The organism is Streptomyces sp. NPDC048436 (assembly GCF_043200355.1).
Lineage (GTDB): Bacteria > Actinomycetota > Actinomycetes > Streptomycetales > Streptomycetaceae > Streptomyces.
Genome location: NZ_JBICXP010000001.1, coordinates 128,749 through 148,917, shown reverse-complemented (window position 1 = coordinate 148,917; position 20,169 = coordinate 128,749). Strand labels below are relative to the sequence as shown.

The following is a 20,169-nucleotide window of genomic DNA, read 5'->3' as shown; positions in this document are numbered from 1 at the left end:
CCACGCCACGCCACCCGCCCGTCGCCAGACGACCTACCCGTCGGTAGCATCTGCGCATGGCAGAGACGCAGCAGCATGAGGACAGCAAGTACGCCGCCAAGGCCGAGCGCCGAGCGGCCAAGCTGGCCAAGGAGATCGGCGCCTTCGCCCGGGCGCACGGCGGTGCCGAGGGGCAGCTCGCGTACATCGGGCACGAGGGCACCCGCATCGTCCTGGTAGGCGATGACGGCGGCTGGGGCGACCTGGTGGCGCCCAGTTACGCGATCGCGCAGAGCGCCGTCGAGAAGGCCGGGATCACCGTCCACGAGACCTTCGACGGCGAGTTCGCGGCCAAGGTGAAGACCGGCCCCTACGAGTGGACGCGCATGGCGGGCATTCAGGTCGGCGGTCCGAGCAACGGCTGAGGCCGTCACGGACAGACCGGCCGCAAGCAACACCTGACGCCCGGGTCACCCGTTAGGACCGTAGGAGCACGGTCCGCCTACAGGGAGCCCGGATGATCGAAACGCCGTCCCTGGTCGACCAGTACTGCCACGGAGTGCTGCGCACGGAGCTGGGCCTTGGCACCTTCGAGGCCCACCTCGGCCGCGGCGAGGGACCGCCCGCGCCCGGCACCACGTTCTTCGACACCCAGACGGGCTTCGCCGTACGCCGCTGGTGCCCGCCGCTGCTCGGCCTCGAACCGCACTGCCCGCCCGCCCGCTATCTCGCCAGGCGTCGCGAACTCGGCGTACTGGAGTCGGGGCGGCGGCTGTTGCGGGGGAGCGGCATCACCACGTATCTCGTCGACACGGGTCTGCCGGGGGATCTGACGGGGCCCGGCGAGATGGCGTCCACCGGCGACGCCGAAGCCCGCGAGATCGTCCGCCTGGAGTTACTGGCCGAACAGGTGGCCGACACCTCCGGGACCGTCGACTCCTTCCTCGCCAACCTCGCCGAATCCGTGCACGCCGCCGCCGCGGGAGCCGTCGCCTTCACCTCCGTCGCGGGCGTGCGGCGCGGCATCGCCCTGGCCCCCGAACCGCCGGGGCCCGGCGAGGTGCGGGGCGCCGCGGGCCGCTGGCTTGCGGGGCGTCAGGTGGGCGGCGCGCTCCAGGACCCCGTACTGCTGAGGCATCTGCTGTGGATCGCGGTCGCTTCGGGGCGCCCGTTGCAACTGCACGCCGGGACCGGTGACCCGCAGACCTACCTGGGCGGCTTCGCGCGGGCGACCGCGGGGCTCGGCACGGACCTGGTGCTGCTGCACGGCTACCCCTACCACCGCAACGCCGCGGACCTCGCGGGCCTCTTCCCGCACGTGTACGCCGATCTGGGCCCCGCCCTGGTGCGTACGGGCGCCCGCGCGGCGGCCGTGCTCGCGGAGATCCTGGAGCTCGCGCCCTTCGGCAAGCTGCTGTTCTCCAGCGGCGCGCACGGACTTCCCGAGCTGCACGTGGTGGGGGCGCGGCTCTTCGGGGCGGCGCTGGGAAAGGTGCTCGGCGGCTGGGTCGCCGACGGGGCGTGGTCGCTGCCGGACGCGCAGCGGGTGGCGCAGCTCGTCGCGGCGGGCAACGCGCGCCGCGTGTACGGGCTTTCGGAGGGCGGCTGAGCGGCTGGGCTCAGACGGCCGAAAGCCGGGAGTCGCCCGTCTGGGACGGCACATCGGCCGTGACGTAGGGCCGTTCGCGCAGCGAGAGCAGGACGCGCATCACGCCGATCCAGACCACGCACGAGCCGAACATGTGCAGGCCCACCAGGACCTCGGGCAGGTCCGTGAAGTACTGGACGTAGCCGATCGCGCCCTGGGCAAGCAGGATCAGGAACAGGTCGCGGGTGCGGTGCAGCGGGCCCTTGGGGGCGTCGACCGCCTTGAGGACGAACCACAGGGCGAACGTGAGCGTCACCACGATCCAGGCGAGCACGGCGTGCAGTTTGCTGACGGTCTCCCAGTCGAAGCCCATCCTCGGCACCTCGCTGGAGTCGCCCGCGTGCGGCCCCGAGCCGGTCACGACCGTGCCGACGGCGATGAGCAGCACCGAGGCCGCGACCAGGAACCACACCAGCTGCGCCACGGCCGTCCCGACCAGCGGGCGCGCATCGGCGTCGCCCTCGCGGGTGCGCTGCCACATCGTGACGGCGACCGCGATCAGGGCGGTGGAGAGCAGGAAGTGCGCCGCGACCGTGTACGGGTTCAGGCCGACGAGGACCACGATGCCGCCGAGCACCGCGTTGCCCATGACCAGCCAGAACTGGGTCCAGCCGAGCCGCGTCAGGCTGCGCCGCATCGGCTTCTGCGAGCGCGCCGTGATGATGGCCCAGCCGACGGCCGCGCACAGCACGTACGTCAGCATGCGGTTGCCGAACTCGATGGCTCCGTGGAAGCCCATCTCGTGGGTGGCCGTCAGGGAGTCGTCCGTGCACTTGGGCCAGGTCGGGCAGCCGAGGCCCGATCCCGTCAGCCGGACGGCGCCGCCGGTGACCACGATGCACACCGTCATCGCCAGCGAGATGAGGGCCGCGCGCTGGACGGTCCGCTGTGTCGGGGTCCAGCGTTCGGCGATGAAGGCGAGCGGGTTGCGCACGGCGGAGACGGCGTCGGCTCGGGTCACGTTTGGCACGGGCCCCATCGTAGGGGGCCGCTTGTGCACGGCTTCACGAGGGGGACGTATCCGGTGGTTCTGTGACGCGGCTTACGCCGGTCGCCGCTCCCGGACGCTATTCCCAGCGGAAGAACTTGCCCGCCGCCGCGAGCCCCAACACCGCCCAGACCGCGAGGATCCCGAGATCCCCCCACGGCATCCCGGCGCCGTGCTGCAGCACGTCCCGCAGGCCGTCCGAGAGGGCGGAGATCGGCAGCAGGCCGAGCACCGACTGGGCGGCGTCCGGGAACTTGTCGAGGGGCACGATGACGCCGCCGCCGACCAGCAGGAGCAGGAAGACGAGGTTCGCTGCGGCCAGCGTCGCCTCCGCCTTGAGGGTGCCGGCCATCAGCAGGCCGAGCCCGGAGAAGGCCGCGGTGCCGAGGACCAGGAGGAGGAGTACGGCGAAGGGGCTGCCCTGCGGCGACCAGCCGAGCGCGAAGGCGATCACCGTCAGGAGCACGATCTGCAGGACCTCGGTGACCAGGACCGACAGGGTCTTGGCCGCCATGAGGCCCCAGCGGGGCAGCGGCGAGGCGCCGAGCCGCTTGAGCACTCCGTAGCGCCGCTCGAAGCCCGTCGCGATGGCCTGCCCGGTGAACGCCGTGGACATCACGGCGAGCGCGAGGATGCCGGGCGCGAGGAAGTCCACGGCTTCGCCCTTACCCCCCGCAGTTTCAGTAGGCACAGTGACGATGTCGACCGCGCTGAACAGCACGAGCAGGAGGGTCGGGATCACGACCGTCAGGAGCAGTTGCTCGCCGTTGCGCAGCAGCATCTTCGTCTCGAGGGCCGCCTGCGCGCCGATCATGCGGGGGAGCGGGGCGGCGCCCGGCTTCGGGGTGTACGTACCGGCGGCGCTCATCCGCGCAGCTCCTTGCCTGTGAGCTCCAGGAAGACATCTTCGAGTGTGTGGCGTTCGACGGCGATCTTCTCCGGCATCACGCCGTGCTGCGCGCACCAGGAGGTGACCGTGGCCAGCAGCTGCGGGTCGACCGTGCCGCTGACGCGGTAGGCGCCCGGGGTGAGTTCGGCCGCGGCCGAGTCCGGCGGGAGCGCCTTGAGGAGGGAGCCGACGTCGAGTCCGGGGCGCCCGGAGAAGCGCAGGGTGTTCTCGGCGCCGCCGCGGCACAGCTCCTCCGGGGTGCCCTCGGCGATGACCTTGCCCGCGTCGATGATCGCGACCTCGTCGGCGAGCTGCTCGGCCTCGTCCATGTGGTGCGTGGTGAGGATGACGCTGACGCCGTCGGTGCGCAGATCGCGTACGAGATCCCAGGTGGCCCGGCGTGCCTGCGGGTCGAGGCCCGCGGTCGGCTCGTCCAGGAAGACAAGTTCGGGCCGTCCGACCACGGCCATGGCGAGCGCGAGGCGCTGCTGCTGGCCGCCGGAAAGGCGCCGGTAGGTGGTGCGGCCGCAGCTCTCCAGGCCCAGGCGCTCGATCAGCGCGCCCACGTCCAGGGGGTGCGCGTGCAGCTTCGCCATGTGGCGCAGCATCTCGTCGGCGCGGGCGCCGGAGTAGACGCCGCCGGACTGCAGCATCACGCCGATGCGGGGCCGCAGCGCGCCGGCCTCGCGGACCGGGTCGAGGCCGAGGACGCGGACCGTGCCCGCGTCCGGCCTGCGGTAGCCCTCGCAGGTCTCGATGGTGGTGGTCTTGCCTGCGCCGTTCGGGCCGAGGACCGCGGTGACGGTGCCCGCGCGGACGCTCAGGTCGAGGCCGTCCACCGCGGTCTTCTTGCCGTACCGCTTGACCAGTCCCGTGACCTGGACGACGGACTCATTTCCCATGGCGGGAAGTCTAGAGAGCGTCCCGGGTCCGGCGGGCAGGGGGCTGCTGCCCCCGCCGACTACCCGGCCCACTCGGCCCGTGAGCGGTGGGTCTCCAGCCACTTCTCCGCGTACGCGACCGCATCCGCGACCGGGAAGAGCCTGGCCGTCGCCCCGCCCACCGTTCCCCGCACCACGGGGCGGTCCCGCTCGAAGTCGGCGCCGAGTTCGTCGAAGCGCTCCTCGGAGATCGAGGGTTCGCGCACGGTCGTCCAGCGGCGGCCCTCCGGCGTCATGACCGCGAAGGAGTTGGCCACTTCGGGCGCCGGGAGTCGGTACTCGGCCAGGTGGAAGGAGGTGCAGGAGGCGAATCCCGCGCCGAGCAGCAGGACGCGGGCGCCTGTTTCCTCCAGGCGGGCCAGCGGGCTTCGCTCACCGAGGCGGCAGTCAAGGGCGTGCCCCTCCAGGAGGGCCTGCGCGCGGGGGCCGACCGCGGCGAAGGAGGTCTGGGGGTGGGCGCTGCGCAGGGCGCCGGGCCAGGTCCGTACGGTCTCGGGGATCACGCCGACGCCTCGGGTGGGCGTGGTGCGGGGGTCGTAGGCGGGGATGGACGCCCGGATCTCGGGCCACCAGGACTCGGGCACGGGCGGGGCCTGCCACTCGGCCGGGTCGGAGTTGTCGCTGGACTGGGTGGGGACCACCAATGTGCCCTTTTGGCCCAGTGTGTCCAGGAGCGCCTGGACGACCGTTACAGGGCCTCCGCTGACCCACCCAAGGGCGCTCAGCGAGGAGTGCGCGAGGAGGGTCTCCCCGGGGGTCACGCCGAGCGCGCGGAGGTCGGCGGCGAGGGACGCCCGCGTACACAAAGGGCCGGTCGGAGGGGGTGTGGGCATGGTCAGCGAGTCTCCTCGCCCGGGCCTGCCCGCGCCACCCATTTGATCGATCAGTGATCATTTCCGCAGGTCAGCTTAGGTATGCCTAAGTGACACACCGCACCGGACCGTGATCCGGACGCGGGTTGTCAGGCTCTGAGGAATTACGCAACAATGGCGTTGTGAAAAACGTTGGCGAGGCTCCGCAGGAGGAACTCGCGACCGGGGAGCGGTCTACGCGCAACCGGGTCGCGCGCTCCATCCTGGACAACGGCCCGTCCACGGTGGCCGACCTCGCCACCCGCCTCGGCCTGACCCAGGCGGCCGTGCGCAGGCACCTCGACGCACTCGCCCATGAGAACGTCGTCGAGCCCCGTGAGCAGCGGGTCTACGGCGCGCGCACGCGTGGCCGCCCCGCCAAGGTCTTCGCGCTCACCGACTGCGGCCGGGACGCCTTCGACCAGTCGTACGACAAGCTCGCCGCCGACGCCCTGCGCTGGATCAGCGAGCGGCACGGCGAAGGAGCGGTCGTCGAATTCGCCCGCGAGCGGATCGCCGCCCAGGCCCTGGCCTACCGGAAAGCCATCGACGCGGCGCCCCCCGAGCAGCGCACCGAGGCTCTCGCGAAGGCGTTGACCGCCGACGGGTACGCTGCTACGGCTCGCAGCGCCCCGGTAGGTGAGCAGCTGTGCCAGCACCACTGCCCGGTCGCCCACGTCGCCGAGCAGTACCCACAACTCTGCGAGGCGGAGACGGAGATCTTCTCCATCCTGCTGGGGACACACGTCCAGCGGCTCGCCACCATCGCCCACGGCGACGGCGTCTGCACGACGTTCATTCCCCGCAACGCCTCACAGCCCCCGCACACCACTGATATCGCATCCGCAAGCACGGCCGGGAGGAACCCCGCATGACGCTCCCCACGGAGACTGCCCACCCCGAACTCGAGGGCCTGGGTACGTACGAATACGGCTGGGCCGACTCCGACGCGGCTGGTGCCTCTGCCAAGCGCGGCATCAATGAAGACGTCGTCAAGGACATCTCGGCCAAGAAGTCCGAGCCGGAGTGGATGACCAAGCTGCGCCTCAAGGGCCTGCGGCTCTTCGGCAAGAAGCCCATGCCCAACTGGGGCTCCGACCTCTCGGGCATCGACTTCGACAACATCAAGTACTTCGTGCGGTCCACGGAGAAGCAGGCGGCGTCCTGGGAGGACCTGCCCGAGGACATCAAGAACACGTACGACAAGCTCGGCATCCCCGAGGCGGAGAAGCAGCGCCTCGTCGCCGGTGTCGCGGCCCAGTACGAGTCCGAGGTCGTCTACCACCAGATCCGTGAGGACCTGGAGGAGCAGGGCGTCATCTTCATGGACACCGACACGGCGCTGAAGGAGCACCCGGAGCTCTTCAAGGAGTACTTCGGCACGGTCATCCCGGTCGGCGACAACAAGTTCGCGTCGCTGAACACCGCCGTGTGGTCCGGTGGATCCTTCATCTACGTCCCCAAGGGCGTGCAGGTCGAGATCCCGCTCCAGGCCTACTTCCGCATCAACACGGAGAACATGGGCCAGTTCGAGCGGACCCTGATCATCGTGGACGAGGACGCCTACGTTCACTACGTCGAGGGCTGCACGGCGCCGATCTACAAGTCGGACTCCCTGCACTCCGCCGTCGTCGAGATCATCGTCAAGAAGGGCGGCCGCTGCCGCTACACGACGATCCAGAACTGGTCGAACAACGTCTACAACCTGGTCACCAAGCGCGCCGTGGCGTACGAGGGCGCGACCATGGAGTGGATCGACGGCAACATCGGCTCCAAGGTGACGATGAAGTACCCCGCCGTCTACCTCATGGGCGAGCACGCCAAGGGCGAGACCCTGTCCATCGCCTTCGCGGGCGAGGGCCAGCACCAGGACGCCGGCTCCAAGATGGTCCACATGGCGCCGAACACCTCCTCGAACATCGTCTCCAAGTCGGTGGCCCGAGGCGGCGGCCGCACCTCGTACCGCGGTCTGGTCGAGATCGGCGAGGGCGCTCACGGCTCGAAGTCGAACGTGCTCTGTGACGCGCTGCTCGTCGACACGATCTCGCGTTCGGACACCTACCCGTACGTCGACGTCCGCGAGGACGACGTGTCGATGGGCCACGAGGCGACCGTCTCCAAGGTCTCCGACGACCAGCTCTTCTACCTGATGAGCCGCGGTATGACGGAGTTCGAGGCCATGGCGATGATCGTGCGCGGCTTCGTCGAGCCGATCGCCAAGGAGCTGCCCATGGAGTACGCCCTGGAGCTGAACCGGCTGATCGAGCTGCAGATGGAGGGCTCGGTCGGTTAAGACCGGCCGCCGTCCCCCGCAGCAGCGACTGACTTCTTACGCAGAGAGAGAGCACGACGACAGCCATGGCTGAGGCTCAGAATATTCCGGTCGGGTCCACGACCGCCGGGTCCATCGCGGTGGCCGCCGAGTCCACCGTCGCCACCCGCATGAGCGCGCCCCCGTCCTTCGACGTGGCGGACTTCCCCGTCCCCCACGGCCGCGAGGAGGAGTGGCGGTTCACTCCGCTGGAGCGCCTGCGCGGGCTGCACGACGGCACGGCGGTCGCCACCGGCGGCATCCGCGTCGAGGTGAGCGCCCCGGCCGGTGTGGTCCAGGAGACCGTCGGCCGTGACGACGCGCGCGTGGGCAAGGCGGGCAAGCCCGTCGACCGCGTCGCCGCGCAGGCCTTCAGCTCCTTCGAGAAGGCCTCGGTCGTGACCGTCCCCAAGGAGACGGTCCTCACGGAGCCGATCCGGATCGCCGTGCACGGCGAGGGCGGGACCGCCTTCGCGCACCAGGTCATCGAGGTGGGCGCGTTCGCCGAGGCCCTCGTCGTCATCGACCACACCGGTGACGCCGTGCTCGCCGCGAACGTCGACTACCTCCTGGGCGACGGCGCCAAGCTGACCGTCGTCTCCGTCCAGGACTGGGACGACAAGGCCGTCCACGTCGCCCAGCACAACGCGCTTGTCGGCCGGGACGCCTCCTTCAAGTCGGTCGTCGTGACCTTCGGCGGCGACGTCGTCCGCCTGCACCCCCGCGTCGAGTACGCGGGCACGGGCGGCGAGGCCGAGTTCTTCGGCCTGTACGTCACCGACGCGGGCCAGCACCAGGAGCACCGCCTCCTGGTCGACCACAACATGCCGCACTGCAAGTCGAACGTCGTCTACAAGGGCGCGCTCCAGGGCCAGGACGCCCACGCGGTGTGGATCGGCGACGTCCTCATCGAGGCCGCGGCCGAGGGCACGGACACGTACGAGATGAACCGCAACCTGGTTCTGACCGACGGCGCCCGCGTCGACTCCGTGCCGAACCTCGAGATCGAGACCGGCGAGATCGTCGGAGCGGGTCACGCGTCGGCGACCGGCCGCTTCGACGACGAGCAGCTCTTCTACCTCCAGTCGCGCGGCATCCCGCAGGACGAGGCGCGCCGCCTCGTGGTCCGCGGGTTCTTCGCCGAGCTGATCCAGCAGATCGGTCTGCCCGACATCGAAGAGCGCCTCCTCGCCAAGATCGAAGAGGAGCTGGAGGCGTCGGCCGCATGACCTACGTACGCGCCTGTGGACTGAGCGAGCTGACGGAGGACACCCCGAAGCGGGTGGAACTCGACGGCACGCCGGTCTCGGTCGTCCACACCGAGGGCGAGGTGTTCGCGATCAACGACATCTGCTCGCACGCGAACGTCTCCCTCTCCGAGGGAGAGGTGGAGGACTGTCAGATCGAATGCTGGCTGCACGGCTCCGCCTTCGACCTCCGCACCGGCAAGCCGTCCGGCCTCCCCGCGACGCGCCCCGTCCCCGTATACCCCGTAAAGATCGAAGGGGACGATGTGCTCGTCTCCCTCACCCAGGAGTCCTGAGGCACATGGCAACGCTTGAAATCCGAGACCTGCACGTGACCGTCGAGGTCGACAACGGCACCAAGGAAATCCTCAAGGGTGTCGACCTGACCGTGAAGCAGGGCGAGACGCACGCCATCATGGGCCCGAACGGCTCCGGCAAGTCGACGCTCGCCTACTCCGTCGCGGGTCACCCCAAGTACACGATCACGCAGGGCACCGTCACCCTCGACGGCGAGAACGTCCTTGAGATGTCCGTCGACGAGCGCGCCCGCGCCGGCCTGTTCCTGGCCATGCAGTACCCGGTCGAGGTCCCCGGCGTCTCGGTCTCCAACTTCCTGCGTACGTCGGCGACGGCGATCCGCGGCGAGGCCCCCAAGCTGCGCACCTGGGTGAAGGAGGTCAAGGCCGCGATGGAGAAGCTCCACATGGACCCGGCCTTCGCCGAGCGCAACGTGAACGAGGGCTTCTCCGGCGGTGAGAAGAAGCGCCACGAGATCCTCCAGATGGAGCTCCTCAAGCCGAAGATCGCGATCCTCGACGAGACGGACTCCGGCCTGGACGTCGACGCCCTGCGTCAGGTCTCCGACGGCGTCAACCGCATCCGTGAGTCCGGCGAGGTCGGCACCCTGCTGATCACGCACTACACGCGCATCCTGCGCTACATCAAGCCCGACTTCGTGCACGTCTTCGCGAACGGCCGCATCGCCGAGTCCGGCGGCGCCGAGCTCGCCGACAAGCTCGAGGCCGAGGGCTACGAGGCTTACACGAAGGGTGGCGTATCCGCGTGACAGTGGCCCACCAGGGGCTCTCCGGCCTCCTCGACACCGAGGCGATCCGCAAGGACTTCCCGATCCTGGATCGCACGATCCACGACGGCAAGAAGCTTGTGTACCTGGACAACGCGGCCACGTCCCAGACGCCGCGCCAGGTGCTCGACGTACTCAACGAGTACTACGAGAAGCACAACGCCAACGTCCACCGCGGCGTGCACGTCCTCGCGGAAGAGGCCACGGAGCTGTACGAGGGCGCCCGTGACAAGGTCGCGGCCTTCATCAACGCTCCGAGCCGCGACGAGGTGATCTTCACCAAGAACGCCTCGGAGTCGCTCAACCTCGTGGCCAACATGCTCGGCTGGGCCGACGAGCCCTACCGCGTGGACCACGAGACCGAGATCGTCATCACGGAGATGGAGCACCACTCGAACATCGTGCCGTGGCAGCTGCTCTCGCAGCGCACGGGCGCGAAGCTGAAGTGGTTCGGTCTCACGGACGACGGCCGGCTCGACCTGTCCAACATGAACGAGATCATCACGGAGAAGACGAAGATCGTCTCCTTCGTCCTGGTCTCGAACATCCTGGGCACGCACAACCCCGTCGAGGCGATCGTCCGCCGTGCGCAGGAGGTCGGCGCGCTCGTCCTCATCGACGCCTCGCAGGCCGCCCCGCACATGGTGCTCGACGTGCAGGCGCTGCAGGCCGACTTCGTGGCCTTCACCGGCCACAAGATGCTGGCCACGACGGGCATCGGCGTCCTGTGGGGCCGGCAGGAACTCCTTGAGGACCTGCCGCCGTTCCTCGGTGGCGGCGAGATGATCGAGACGGTCTCGATGAGCTCGTCGACGTACGCTCCCGCGCCGCACAAGTTCGAGGCGGGCACGCCCCCGGTCTCCCAGGCCGTCGGCCTCGGCGCGGCCGTGGACTACCTCACCGCGATCGGCATGGACAAGATCGCCGCTCATGAGCACGCGATCACCGAGTACGCGATCAAGCGCCTCCTGGAGGTCCCCGACCTCCGGATCATCGGCCCGGCATCGGCCGAGGACCGCGGCGCCGCGATCTCCTTCGCGCTCGGCGACATCCACCCGCACGACGTGGGCCAGGTTCTGGACGAGGAAGGCATCGCGGTCCGCGTGGGACACCACTGCGCCCGCCCCGTCTGCCTCCGGTACGGAATTCCTGCGACCACGCGAGCGTCGTTCTATCTGTACTCCACGCCCGGCGAGATCGACGCGCTGATCGACGGCCTGGAGCACGTACGGAACTTCTTCGGCTGAGGGGCTGACCGGGATCGTGAAGCTGGATTCGATGTACCAGGAAGTCATCCTGGACCACTACAAGCACCCTCACGGGCGCGGTCTGCGCGACGGTGACGCCGAGGTGCACCACGTCAACCCGACGTGCGGCGACGAGATCACGCTGCGCGTCAAGTACGACGGGTCGACGATCGCCGACGTGTCGTACGAGGGGCAGGGCTGCTCCATCAGCCAGGCCAGCGCGAGTGTCCTGAACGACCTGCTTGTCGGCAAGGAGCTCGCCGAGGCGCAGAAGGTCCAGGAGGTCTTCCTGGAGCTGATGCAGTCCAAGGGCAAGCTGGTGCCGGACGACGCCATGGAGGAGGTCCTGGAGGACGCGGTCGCGTTCGCCGGGGTCTCGAAGTACCCGGCGCGGGTGAAGTGCGCTCTCCTGAGCTGGATGGCGTGGAAGGACGCGACGGCCCAGGCACTTGGTACGGACGACGTCGCTGAGAGGAAGACCGCATGAGCGAGAACGAGACCCTGACCAAGCCGGCTTCGGAAGAAGAGGTCCGCGAGGCGCTGTACGACGTGGTCGACCCCGAGCTGGGCATCGACGTCGTCAACCTCGGCCTGATCTACGGCATCCACGTCGACGACGCGAACATCGCGACGATCGACATGACGCTCACGTCGGCGGCCTGCCCGCTGACGGACGTCATCGAGGACCAGGCGAAGTCCGCCACCGACGGCATCGTCAACGAGCTGCGGATCAACTGGGTCTGGATGCCGCCGTGGGGCCCGGACAAGATCACGGACGACGGCCGCGAGCAGCTGCGTGCGCTCGGGTTCAACGTCTGAGGTGTGACAGGTAGTTCTTGAGGTTCGGCCCCCCGTGCTGGTGCGCGGGGGGCCGAACCGCGTTCAGCTGCCTTGCGTGGACGCGGCCTGCGCCAGCGTGTGCGCGAGGCCCTCCTTGCGGATGCGCTGGTCGATGTAGAGCACGGCGGTCACCAGCGGCAGGAACACGCTGGCGGCCAGTTGCGTGACGAACGAGGCGACCAGCGTGAACACGGCGTACAGGCCGAACTGGGAGCGCAGTTGGTCGAGCAGGACCGCGGAGGTGGAGCTGCCCGGGTCCACCGGATGCGGGGTCGGCGCGGCGAACTGCAAGGGGAGGCGCACGGCCAGGGAGACGGCGCCCACGATCATCCCGGCAAGGAGTGAGATGCCGAATATCCGCCACCAGGCGCCGCGGACCAGGCGTACGGAGCGGCGCAGCGCCTGAAGCGGGCCCGCCGTTTCCAGGGACGCGGCGGCGGGGGCGAAGGCGAAGAGGACGTACAGCCAGGCCGCCAGCGGGGTCACGACGAGCAGCAGCAGGAAGATCAGGCCGAAGGGCACGGCGGACTGCGTCAGGACGGTCACGAAGAAGGAGACGAAGAGCAGTACACACGTCGCCGCCGGCAGCAGCAGGATCACGGCCAGGAGGACGGTCACACCCATGACCGACGGTGTCCGTGACCACGCCCTGCGCCAGATCGCGCCGAACGTCGCCGGGCGGCCGAGCACCGCCTCGTGCAGTGTGGCCGCGCACGAGGCCTGGATGAACGAATTGACGGCCAGGGTGGCGAGCAGGGTGAGCAGCCACACCACGCCGAAGGCGATCAGGACGGGCCTGCCGTCGTCCCAGGAGAACGTGCCCCCGGGTTCGGAGAGGGCGCGCCAGTGGTCCCGGACGGAGACGTACGCGAGGACGGCCGCCGCCGTCATCACCACGGCCACCAGACCGTACGCCGCGACCGCGGTGCCGAACAGCGGCTTCGCGTACCGTCGCATCGTGGCGAAGGTGCCGCCGAGTATGTGATCGACGCCCAGCGGTGCCAGGGGGATGACGCCCGGCTTGGGCGGCGGCGGTGGCGGCGTCCAGCCGTTCCAGCCATACGGGCCATACGGGCCCTGTGGGCCGTACGGCCCGTACTGGCCCCGCGGCCCCTGTGGTCCCCACCCCGATGTGTCCGACATCGCTCTTGTGCTCCGTAGCGTCGTGCGGTTCTCGCCGCGAGTTCTCTGTGGCCCCCCACAGTGATCGCGTCACCTTAACCGGTTGGCCGAGCTCTTTTGCGTACACCCGTACACAACGTTATGTACTCTCGTACACATGGGATACGGACTGCTGGCCGCGGCCATCGCGGCGGAGGTGGCCGGGACGACGGCCATGAAGTACAGCGAGGGGTTCAGCAGGCTCTGGCCTTCGCTGATCACCGTCGCCGGATATCTGATCGCCTTCACGTTGCTCGCGCAGACCCTCAAGACGCTGTCCGTCGGAACCGCGTACGCGATCTGGGCGGGGGCCGGGACCGCCGCTGTCGCCGCCATCGGGATGGTGTTCCTGGGGGAGTCCGCCGGTCTGGTCAAGATCGCGGGGATCGTCCTCGTGATCGCTGGCGTCGTCGTGCTCAATCTGGGCGGTGCCCACTGATGGCCCGCCGGTACGACCCCGAGCGGCGGCAGCGGATCATCGACGCCGCGATCCGGGTGGTGGGGGAGAAGGGGGTCGGCGGGCTCAGCCACCGGTCGGCCGCCGCCGAGGCCGATGTGCCGCTCGGCTCGACCACCTATCACTTCAAGACGCTCGACGAACTGCTGCTCGCCGCCCTGGAGCAGGCCAACGAGGGCTTCGCGAAGGTGGTCGCGAGCCGGGGCGGCTTCCAGGACCCGCGGGTCGACCTCGCCGGTGAGATCGCCGCGGTGCTCGGGATGTGGCTCGGCCAGGAACGCGCGGGCATCGAGCTCGAGTACGAGCTGTATCTGGCCGCGTTGCGCAGGCCCGCGCTGCGGCCGGTCGCCGCCTGCTGGTGCGACGGACTCGCCGGGGTCTTCGCCGAACGCACCGACCCGGCCACCGCGCGTGCCCTGGTCGCGCTGATGGACGGGATCTGTCTGCAGGTGCTGCTCACGGACGGCGTCTACGACGAGGCATACGCGCGTGACATGCTCAACCGGCTGATTCCGTCGGAGGGTTGACCGGCGGGGACGGTGGGCCGTCGGCGGCTTCGACCCGGTGCCCTCGGTGGCGTCCCCTGCCGGGCGCACCGCCCCGTGGCCCGGTCGCTGAGACCGGTTCGCCCGCGCGCCGCACCTCCGGTTAGGTTTCACCCATGACCGACACGACTGCATCTCGCACCACCGGCGCCGTCGCCGCAGGCCTCGCCACCGTCGCCGCCGACGGCACCGTCCTCGACACCTGGTTCCCCGCGCCCGAGCTCTCCGCCGAGCCCGGCCCCGCCGGCACGGAGCGGCTCACCGCCGAGCGTGCCGTGCAGCTGCTCGGTGAGGGCGCCGCCAAGGCCATCCGCCTTGACTCCCGCCGTGGCGTGGAGATCATCGCCGTACGTACGGTCATCGCGTCCCTCGACGACAAGCCGCTGGACGCCCACGACGTCTACCTGCGTCTGCACCTGCTCAGCCACCGCCTGGTCAAGCCGCACGGCGTGAACCTCGACGGCCAGTTCGCCTTCCTCGCCAACGTCGCCTGGACCTCGCTCGGCCCGGTCGCCGTGGACGATGTCGAGAAGGTGCGGCTGAACGCCCGCGCCGAGGGCCTGCACCTCGCCGTGACGTCCGTCGACAAGTTCCCCCGCATGACGGACTACGTCACCCCGAAGGGCGTCCGTATCGCCGACGCCGACCGGGTCCGGCTCGGCGCGCACCTCGCCGAGGGCACCACGGTCATGCACGAGGGCTTCGTGAACTTCAACGCGGGCACGCTCGGCACCTCCATGGTCGAGGGCCGTATCTCCGCCGGTGTCGTCGTCGGCGACGGCTCGGACATCGGCGGCGGCGCCTCCACGATGGGCACCCTCTCCGGCGGTGGCAACGTCCGCATCGTCATCGGCGAGCGCTGCCTGATCGGCGCCGAGGCGGGCGTGGGCATCGCGCTCGGCGACGAGTGCGTCGTCGAGGCCGGGCTCTACGTCACCGCGGGCACCCGCGTGTCCATGCCCGACGGGCAGATCGTCAAGGCCCGCGAGCTCTCCGGCGCCTCGAACATTCTCTTCCGCCGCAACTCGGTCACCGGCGCCGTCGAGGCCCGCCCGAACAACGCAGTGTGGGGCGGCCTGAACGACGTACTGCACAGCCACAACTGATGTGCGGGGCGGCCGCCACCACCGCGGCCGCCCACGCGTCGGGATCCGGTGCGGACGGCGATGTCGAGAATCCGTGCTCTGCTCCGTCCCTGGGGTGAAGCGGCCACAATGGGCCGCACCAGAACCCAGGAGAGACATCATGGCCAAGTACTTGCTGCTCAAGCACTACCGAGGCGCCCCGGCTTCGGTCAACGACGTCACGATGGACCAGTGGACGCCGGACGAGATCTCGGCCCACTTGCAGTACATGAACGACTTCGCGGCCCGTCTCGAGCAGACCGGGGAGTTCGTCGACAGCCAGGCGCTCGCCCCCGAGGGGACCTTCGTCCGCTACGACGGCGAGGGCCGCCCGCCGGTCACCGACGGACCCTTCGCCGAGACCAAGGACCTCATCGCCGGCTGGATGGTCATCGACGTCGACAGTCACGAGCGCGCCCTTGAGCTGGCCGGGGAGCTGTCCGCCGCCCCGGGGGCGGGCGGGAAGCCGATCCACGAGTGGCTTGAGCTGCGCCCGTTCCTGGCCGCGTCGCCCACGGTCACCGAGTGCCCGCACCGATGAACGAGGCCCTGCTCCGGAGCCTCACGCCGAGCGTGCTCGGGGTCCTCGTCCGCCGCGGAGCCGACTTCGCGGCGGCCGAGGACGCCGTACAGGAGGCGCTCATCGAGGCGGTCCGCGGCCGGCAGGACGAGCAGCCGAGGGACCTGAAGGGCTGGCTCGTCACCGTGGCCTGGCGCAAGTTCCTCGACGCCACCCGCGCGGACACCGCCCGCCGCCGGCGCGAGGACCTCGTCGACGAGCAGCCGGCGGCCGGGCCCGCGCCCGCGGTGGACGACACCCTCCAGCTCTACTTCCTGTGCGCCCACCCCTCGCTGACACCGTCGTCCGCGGTCGCGCTCACGCTGCGCGCGGTCGGCGGGCTCACAACCCGCCAGATCGCCCAGGCCTACCTGGTGCCCGAGGCGACCATGGCCCAGCGCATCAGCCGGGCCAAGCGCACCATCTCCGGGGTGCGGTTCGATCAGCCAGGTGATGTCGCCACCGTGCTGCGCGTCCTCTACCTGGTCTTCAACGAGGGCTACTCCGGCGACATCGACCTCGCCGCCGAGGCCATCCGGCTCACCCGGCAGCTCGCGGCCGCGATCGACCACCCTGAGGTGGCGGGGCTGCTCGCCCTCATGCTGCTCCACCACGCCCGGCGCGCCGCCCGCACCGCGCCCGACGGCAGCCTGGTGCCGCTCGCCGAGCAGGACCGCGGCCGGTGGGACACCGGGGTGATCGCCGAGGGCGTCCAGATCTTGCAGGCGGCCCTCGCCCGCGACCGCCTGGGCGAGTTCCAGGCCCAGGCCGCCGTCGCGGCACTCCACGCCGACGCGCCCACCGCCGACGAGACCGACTGGACGCAGATCGTCGAGTGGTACGACGAGCTCACGCGCCTGACCGACAACCCGGTCGTCCGGCTCAACCGCGCGGTGGCCCTGGGCGAGGCGGACGGACCGCGGGCAGGCCTGGCGGCGCTCGCGGCCCTTGATGCCTCGCTGCCCCGACACACGGCGGCGGAGGCGTACCTCCACGAGCGTGACGGCGACCTGGAGACGGCGGCACGGCTGTACGCCGAGGCAGCGCGGAAGGCGTCCAACCTCGCCGAGCGCGACCACCTGACGCGCCAGGCCGCCCGGCTCAACTCCCGCCGCAACCGCTGACGGACGGCGCCTCGAACGCGCACGGTGACTCCCCTGGGGCTGCTGTGCGCCGCTGTGCCTGCGTAAGCTGCGTCTGCGTAAGCTGCGCTGCCACGGGGGCGTAGGCCGCCCGGGACGACAGGAGAGCGACATGCACCGAACGGGGATCCGGGCCCTGGCCCTGGGTGGAGTGGCGGTACTCGGTCTTGTGGCCGGGTGCGGGCAGAGCGCCGGGCAGGCGCAGGACAGCGGGCGGGGGGCGGCGCAGGAGGTCAGCCCGATCTCCACCGGCGGCCACAGCTATCCGCTGCAGAAGAGCGACATTCCCTGGAGCGGGAGCCCGAGCCCGTTCAACGCGCAGGTCAAGCTCCCCGACGGGCGCCGCGTGGCCATGCATTACCTGCGGGACAAGGGGCTCTTCGTGCAGGACTACAGCCCCAAGGCCAAGGGCTGGTCCAAGTCCGCGGTGGTCTACAAGACGAAGACCGACGCCTGCCAGGGCATCACGCTCAAGGCAAAGGACGGCACCGTCGCGGCCTTCGGGGACTTCGGTGTGTACTGCGCGGACGGCGAGCCGCCGACCGAGTCGGTCGCGGCAGTCGCCACGGGCAAGCTGACGAAGTGGGACACGCACCTCACGAAGAACTTCGACGGCTGGGAGAAGATCGCCGTCGCCACCGGGGGGAAGAAGGTCACGTTCAGCAGGGGCGGCGACACCCTCCTCTGGACCAAGGCGAAGGGCTTCCCGAAGGCGCCTGTCGCGGGCTGAGTTGGCGGCGACTTCCGCACGGCGCCGGCCGGCCATCCGGGCCGCCGGTCACCCGTGTTCCCCTCAGGCTGACGCCAGTTGGGCCTGCCGCAGCCCTTCGTACGCGGCGAGCAGCCCGTCGGTCGCCTCGCGTCCGGCGGGCCGCAGCGGTGCGCGGACCGGGCCCGCGGGCAGCCCGAGCGCGCCGAGCAGCGCCTTCGATGTGACCGCGCCCGGCAGGCCCGAGCCCATCATCAACTCGATGAGCTCCATCGCCTGGAGCTGTGACTGCCGGGCCCCTGCCGTGTCACCGGCGTCGAACGCGGCGACAATCGAGCTGAGTTGGCGGGGCACGGCATTGGCCACCGTACTGATGTAGCCGACGCCGCCCGCCGCGTACAGCGCGAGGGTGAACTCGTCGCAACCGCTGTAGTACGCCAAGTCGGTGCGGGCCATGACCTTCTGAGTCCCCATCATGTCGTACGCACAGTCCTTCACGGCGACGATGCGGGGATGCTCCGCGAGCCGCAGCATCGTCTCCGGTTCGATGCGCGTGCCGGTGCGCTCCGGGATGTCGTACAGCGCGAGCGGGAGGCCCGAGGCGTCTGCGACCTCCAGGAAGTGCGCCTCGACGGCGTCCTGGGGCGGCTTGCTGTAATAGGGAGTGACCACCAACAGGCCGTCCGCGCCCGCCTGTTCGGCCTGACGGGCCAGCTCGACGGTGTGCCGGGTGTCGAAGCTGCCGACGCCCGCGACGACGGAGGCCCGGTCGCCGACGGCCTCGGCGACGGCGCGGACGAGCGCGGCCTTCTCGTCGTCGGAGGTGGTGGGTGACTCTCCGGTGGTACCGGAGAGCACGAGCCCGTCGCAGCCCTCGGCCACCAGGCGTGCGGCGAGCGACCGGGCGCCGTCGAGGTCGAGCAGACCCTCGTCCGTGAAGGGGGTGACCATCGCGCAGAGGGCGCGGCCGAAGGGGGCGGAGGGCGCGGAGAGGGAAGAGGGTGAGGTCATAGGGGCAGTGTCGGTACACCGACGCTGAAGCGCCACTTAATTCTGCTACGAGATATGCGACAGGAACGCTACGAGGTGGCCGCGAGCGGGCCAGGCCCGGGCCCGCCGTTGTGAAGAGCCCTACAGGGCCAGCTTGAAACCGTCGTGGCTGCGCGCGAACCCCAGCGAGGCGTAGAAGCGGTGCGCCTCCGTGCGCCGTTTGTCGCTCGTCAGCTGGACCAGCGCGCAGCCACGCGCGCGTGCCCGCGCCACGGCAAGCTCCATCAGCAGCCGCCCGAGCCCGCTCCCACGTCGGTCGGCCCGCACCCGCACGGCCTCTACGAGGGCCCGCTCGACGCCCCCTTTGCCGAGCCCCGGGATGTAGGTGACCTGGAGACATCCGACCACCGGGCCGGGCGCATCGGCCTCCGGGTCCTCCAGCACGAGAACCTCGTTGCGGGGGTCCTCGTCGATCGAGGCGAAGGCGTCCTCGTAGGCGGCGGTGACCACGACCGAAGCCGGGTCCACCACCCGCTCCTCGTCGGAGAGGAGGGCGAGAACGGCGGGCAGGTCGGCGCGGGTCGCGGGGCGCAGGGCAGGCATGGCCGGAGTGTGGCACGGCTCCTGAACGGGCTCGGCTTGACCTCAAGTTGAGTTGAGGTCACAGGGTGTGCGTAACGGGTTCGGCCCATCCGCGCAGGGTTCAGCCCATCCGCGCGGGGCTCGGCCCATTCACGCAGGGCTCTCAGCCCGTCCCCCACGCACCGAAGGAGCCCGCAATGAAGACACGCACCGATGCCGCCACCCTCCCCGACCCGGCCTACGTGGACGGCGGCCTCGTCTTCCTCAGTACCTGGAGCACCGGCACGCCGGAGCGGCAGCGGGCCGCGGCCGACGCGATCGCCGAGGCCTGGGAGAGCCGTCCGTGGCCGCATGAGGGGCTGCTCTCGTACACCGTGTACGCCGGAGCGGACGGCTCGACGCTGGCCCACCGGTCGCACTGGCGGGACGAAGAGGCGTACGAGGACTTCTTCGCCCACGGCAGGGACGCGCGGAACGCCGACATCGACCGGGCCGTGCCGGGCATCGAGCGGCTCGGGCTGCACAAGACGCGGCTGCGGGGCGGGGTGGCGCGGGCGGACGGTGACGACCGGGTGGCCGGGGCGATCGTGATCGGGGAGGTGGACGCCGAAGCGCAGGATTCTGAAGCGACGGCGGGGACGGCGCCGGGGCTGATCTCCGTGCACTTCCACGTGACGACGGACGGCGCGCGGGTCATCCGGTACGCGGAGTGGGCGAGCGGCGAGGGGCTGCCCGAGGCGGGCAGGTACCGCTTGGCGTACGGCTTCACGCCGCGCTGAGGCGTTACCGCAGGAGCGCACGTCACCCTCCCTGCCCGGTAACCACGCCGCGACCACCCTGCACTCCATCACCGACAACAACGTTCCCCTGGACGA

24 protein-coding genes are annotated in these 20,169 nt (G+C 70.4%); 17 read left to right on the top strand and 7 right to left on the bottom strand.

All coding sequences use genetic code 11. The annotated features are described in order from the left end of the window. Nucleotides 1-56 precede the first annotated feature (56 nt). Complete coding sequence (locus ACGFX9_RS00765) at nt 57-404, top strand: hypothetical protein (RefSeq protein ID WP_393463045.1); 348 nt, start codon at nt 57-59, stop codon at nt 402-404. 92 nt (nt 405-496) lie between these two features. Next, nucleotides 497-1,588 carry an amidohydrolase family protein gene (locus tag ACGFX9_RS00760; protein WP_393463044.1) on the top strand — a complete coding sequence of 364 codons (1,092 nt, stop codon included), beginning with the start codon at nt 497-499 and terminating at the stop codon, nt 1,586-1,588. 10 nt (nt 1,589-1,598) lie between these two features. Here the strand turns inward: ACGFX9_RS00760 and ACGFX9_RS00755 are convergent, their stop codons facing one another. From ACGFX9_RS00755 to ACGFX9_RS00740, 4 genes are all read right to left on the bottom strand, one after another. After that, on the bottom strand, nt 1,599-2,606 hold the full coding sequence (locus ACGFX9_RS00755) for a heme A synthase (protein ID WP_393463043.1): 1,008 nt from the start codon (nt 2,604-2,606) through the stop codon (nt 1,599-1,601). Nucleotides 2,607-2,694: 88 nt separating this feature from the next. Further along, the gene (locus ACGFX9_RS00750) at nt 2,695-3,483 is read right to left on the bottom strand and encodes an ABC transporter permease (RefSeq protein ID WP_393463042.1); all 789 of its coding nucleotides are present in this window, start codon (nt 3,481-3,483) and stop codon (nt 2,695-2,697) included. Continuing rightward, nucleotides 3,480-4,406 (bottom strand): ABC transporter ATP-binding protein, encoded by a 927-nt coding sequence (locus tag ACGFX9_RS00745; protein WP_393463041.1) that lies wholly within the window; start codon nt 4,404-4,406, stop codon nt 3,480-3,482. The genes ACGFX9_RS00750 and ACGFX9_RS00745 overlap by 4 nt, the downstream gene beginning before the upstream one ends. 59 nt (nt 4,407-4,465) lie before the next feature. Next, on the bottom strand, nt 4,466-5,278 hold the full coding sequence (locus ACGFX9_RS00740) for an aminoglycoside N(3)-acetyltransferase (RefSeq protein ID WP_393463040.1): 813 nt from the start codon (nt 5,276-5,278) through the stop codon (nt 4,466-4,468). A 161-nt stretch (nt 5,279-5,439) separates the two neighbouring features. Here ACGFX9_RS00740 and ACGFX9_RS00735 point away from each other — a divergent pair, with 161 nt between their 5' ends. The 8 genes from ACGFX9_RS00735 (at nt 5,440) to ACGFX9_RS00700 (ending at nt 12,004) form a co-directional block, all read left to right on the top strand. After that, nucleotides 5,440-6,171, top strand: coding sequence for a helix-turn-helix transcriptional regulator (locus ACGFX9_RS00735; RefSeq protein WP_393463039.1), 732 nt, complete (start codon nt 5,440-5,442; stop codon nt 6,169-6,171). Further along, nucleotides 6,168-7,589 (top strand): Fe-S cluster assembly protein SufB, encoded by a 1,422-nt coding sequence (gene sufB / locus ACGFX9_RS00730; RefSeq protein ID WP_393463038.1) that lies wholly within the window; start codon nt 6,168-6,170, stop codon nt 7,587-7,589. Before ACGFX9_RS00735 ends, sufB begins: the two co-directional genes overlap by 4 nt. Before the next feature lie 65 nt (nt 7,590-7,654). Next, on the top strand, nt 7,655-8,836 hold the full coding sequence (sufD, locus tag ACGFX9_RS00725) for a Fe-S cluster assembly protein SufD (RefSeq protein WP_393463037.1): 1,182 nt from the start codon (nt 7,655-7,657) through the stop codon (nt 8,834-8,836). Next, on the top strand, nt 8,833-9,150 hold the full coding sequence (locus tag ACGFX9_RS00720) for a bifunctional 3-phenylpropionate/cinnamic acid dioxygenase ferredoxin subunit (RefSeq protein WP_393463036.1): 318 nt from the start codon (nt 8,833-8,835) through the stop codon (nt 9,148-9,150). The genes sufD and ACGFX9_RS00720 overlap by 4 nt, the downstream gene beginning before the upstream one ends. 5 nt (nt 9,151-9,155) lie before the next feature. Further along, nucleotides 9,156-9,920, top strand: coding sequence for a Fe-S cluster assembly ATPase SufC (sufC, locus tag ACGFX9_RS00715; RefSeq protein ID WP_393463035.1), 765 nt, complete (start codon nt 9,156-9,158; stop codon nt 9,918-9,920). Then, nucleotides 9,917-11,185, top strand: coding sequence for a cysteine desulfurase (locus tag ACGFX9_RS00710; protein WP_393463034.1), 1,269 nt, complete (start codon nt 9,917-9,919; stop codon nt 11,183-11,185). The genes sufC and ACGFX9_RS00710 overlap by 4 nt, the downstream gene beginning before the upstream one ends. 16 nt (nt 11,186-11,201) lie before the next feature. Beyond that, nucleotides 11,202-11,672: a Fe-S cluster assembly sulfur transfer protein SufU gene (gene sufU, locus ACGFX9_RS00705; protein ID WP_393463033.1), complete on the top strand. Its 471-nt coding sequence runs from the start codon at nt 11,202-11,204 to the stop codon at nt 11,670-11,672. After that, complete coding sequence (locus ACGFX9_RS00700) at nt 11,669-12,004, top strand: metal-sulfur cluster assembly factor (protein WP_160504340.1); 336 nt, start codon at nt 11,669-11,671, stop codon at nt 12,002-12,004. Before sufU ends, ACGFX9_RS00700 begins: the two co-directional genes overlap by 4 nt. Nucleotides 12,005-12,067: 63 nt before the next feature. Here the strand turns inward: ACGFX9_RS00700 and ACGFX9_RS00695 are convergent, their stop codons facing one another. After that, nucleotides 12,068-13,168: a hypothetical protein gene (locus ACGFX9_RS00695; RefSeq protein WP_393463032.1), complete on the bottom strand. Its 1,101-nt coding sequence runs from the start codon at nt 13,166-13,168 to the stop codon at nt 12,068-12,070. Nucleotides 13,169-13,304: 136 nt separating this feature from the next. On the opposite strand from ACGFX9_RS00695, the gene ACGFX9_RS00690 reads away from it, so the two are divergent. The 6 genes from ACGFX9_RS00690 (at nt 13,305) to ACGFX9_RS00665 (ending at nt 17,743) form a co-directional block, all read left to right on the top strand. Beyond that, a complete protein-coding gene (locus ACGFX9_RS00690) occupies nt 13,305-13,625 on the top strand; it encodes a DMT family transporter (RefSeq protein WP_393463031.1) in 321 nt (106 codons plus the stop codon). Beyond that, the gene (locus tag ACGFX9_RS00685) at nt 13,625-14,170 is read left to right on the top strand and encodes a TetR/AcrR family transcriptional regulator (RefSeq protein ID WP_393463030.1); all 546 of its coding nucleotides are present in this window, start codon (nt 13,625-13,627) and stop codon (nt 14,168-14,170) included. Before ACGFX9_RS00690 ends, ACGFX9_RS00685 begins: the two co-directional genes overlap by 1 nt. A 134-nt stretch (nt 14,171-14,304) precedes the next feature. Beyond that, nucleotides 14,305-15,294, top strand: a complete 990-nt coding sequence (gene dapD / locus ACGFX9_RS00680; protein WP_393463029.1) for a 2,3,4,5-tetrahydropyridine-2,6-dicarboxylate N-succinyltransferase — start codon at nt 14,305-14,307, stop codon at nt 15,292-15,294. A gap of 139 nt (nt 15,295-15,433) precedes the next feature. Further along, the gene (locus ACGFX9_RS00675) at nt 15,434-15,853 is read left to right on the top strand and encodes a YciI family protein (RefSeq protein WP_393463028.1); all 420 of its coding nucleotides are present in this window, start codon (nt 15,434-15,436) and stop codon (nt 15,851-15,853) included. After that, entirely contained in the window at nt 15,850-16,995 is a 1,146-nt protein-coding gene (locus tag ACGFX9_RS00670) for an RNA polymerase sigma factor (protein ID WP_393465479.1), read from the top strand. The genes ACGFX9_RS00675 and ACGFX9_RS00670 overlap by 4 nt, the downstream gene beginning before the upstream one ends. Nucleotides 16,996-17,125: 130 nt before the next feature. Then, entirely contained in the window at nt 17,126-17,743 is a 618-nt protein-coding gene (locus ACGFX9_RS00665; RefSeq protein WP_393463027.1) for a hypothetical protein, read from the top strand. A 63-nt stretch (nt 17,744-17,806) separates the two neighbouring features. Here ACGFX9_RS00665 and dapA read toward each other — a convergent pair whose 3' ends face one another. Beyond that, the gene (gene dapA, locus ACGFX9_RS00660; RefSeq protein ID WP_393463026.1) at nt 17,807-18,733 is read right to left on the bottom strand and encodes a 4-hydroxy-tetrahydrodipicolinate synthase; all 927 of its coding nucleotides are present in this window, start codon (nt 18,731-18,733) and stop codon (nt 17,807-17,809) included. Between the two features lie 120 nt (nt 18,734-18,853). Beyond that, nucleotides 18,854-19,315: a GNAT family N-acetyltransferase gene (locus ACGFX9_RS00655; RefSeq protein WP_393463025.1), complete on the bottom strand. Its 462-nt coding sequence runs from the start codon at nt 19,313-19,315 to the stop codon at nt 18,854-18,856. 176 nt (nt 19,316-19,491) lie between these two features. Here ACGFX9_RS00655 and ACGFX9_RS00650 point away from each other — a divergent pair, with 176 nt between their 5' ends. Then, entirely contained in the window at nt 19,492-20,073 is a 582-nt protein-coding gene (locus tag ACGFX9_RS00650; RefSeq protein WP_393463024.1) for an antibiotic biosynthesis monooxygenase, read from the top strand. Nucleotides 20,074-20,169 lie beyond the last annotated feature (96 nt).

Coding starts and splice junctions, on each gene's coding strand:
- ACGFX9_RS00765 (WP_393463045.1), top strand. CDS start 57: ATGGCAGAGACGCAGCAGCATGAGGACAGCAAGTACGCCGCCAAGGCC.
- ACGFX9_RS00760 (WP_393463044.1), top strand. CDS start 497: ATGATCGAAACGCCGTCCCTGGTCGACCAGTACTGCCACGGAGTGCTG.
- ACGFX9_RS00755 (WP_393463043.1), bottom strand. CDS start 2,606: ATGGGGCCCGTGCCAAACGTGACCCGAGCCGACGCCGTCTCCGCCGTG.
- ACGFX9_RS00750 (WP_393463042.1), bottom strand. CDS start 3,483: ATGAGCGCCGCCGGTACGTACACCCCGAAGCCGGGCGCCGCCCCGCTC.
- ACGFX9_RS00745 (WP_393463041.1), bottom strand. CDS start 4,406: ATGGGAAATGAGTCCGTCGTCCAGGTCACGGGACTGGTCAAGCGGTAC.
- ACGFX9_RS00740 (WP_393463040.1), bottom strand. CDS start 5,278: ATGCCCACACCCCCTCCGACCGGCCCTTTGTGTACGCGGGCGTCCCTC.
- sufB (WP_393463038.1), top strand. CDS start 6,168: ATGACGCTCCCCACGGAGACTGCCCACCCCGAACTCGAGGGCCTGGGT.
- sufD (WP_393463037.1), top strand. CDS start 7,655: ATGGCTGAGGCTCAGAATATTCCGGTCGGGTCCACGACCGCCGGGTCC.
- ACGFX9_RS00720 (WP_393463036.1), top strand. CDS start 8,833: ATGACCTACGTACGCGCCTGTGGACTGAGCGAGCTGACGGAGGACACC.
- sufC (WP_393463035.1), top strand. CDS start 9,156: ATGGCAACGCTTGAAATCCGAGACCTGCACGTGACCGTCGAGGTCGAC.
- ACGFX9_RS00700 (WP_160504340.1), top strand. CDS start 11,669: ATGAGCGAGAACGAGACCCTGACCAAGCCGGCTTCGGAAGAAGAGGTC.
- ACGFX9_RS00695 (WP_393463032.1), bottom strand. CDS start 13,168: ATGTCGGACACATCGGGGTGGGGACCACAGGGGCCGCGGGGCCAGTAC.
- ACGFX9_RS00690 (WP_393463031.1), top strand. CDS start 13,305: ATGGGATACGGACTGCTGGCCGCGGCCATCGCGGCGGAGGTGGCCGGG.
- ACGFX9_RS00685 (WP_393463030.1), top strand. CDS start 13,625: ATGGCCCGCCGGTACGACCCCGAGCGGCGGCAGCGGATCATCGACGCC.
- dapD (WP_393463029.1), top strand. CDS start 14,305: ATGACCGACACGACTGCATCTCGCACCACCGGCGCCGTCGCCGCAGGC.
- ACGFX9_RS00675 (WP_393463028.1), top strand. CDS start 15,434: ATGGCCAAGTACTTGCTGCTCAAGCACTACCGAGGCGCCCCGGCTTCG.
- ACGFX9_RS00670 (WP_393465479.1), top strand. CDS start 15,850: ATGAACGAGGCCCTGCTCCGGAGCCTCACGCCGAGCGTGCTCGGGGTC.
- ACGFX9_RS00665 (WP_393463027.1), top strand. CDS start 17,126: ATGCACCGAACGGGGATCCGGGCCCTGGCCCTGGGTGGAGTGGCGGTA.
- dapA (WP_393463026.1), bottom strand. CDS start 18,733: ATGACCTCACCCTCTTCCCTCTCCGCGCCCTCCGCCCCCTTCGGCCGC.
- ACGFX9_RS00655 (WP_393463025.1), bottom strand. CDS start 19,315: ATGCCTGCCCTGCGCCCCGCGACCCGCGCCGACCTGCCCGCCGTTCTC.
- ACGFX9_RS00650 (WP_393463024.1), top strand. CDS start 19,492: ATGAAGACACGCACCGATGCCGCCACCCTCCCCGACCCGGCCTACGTG.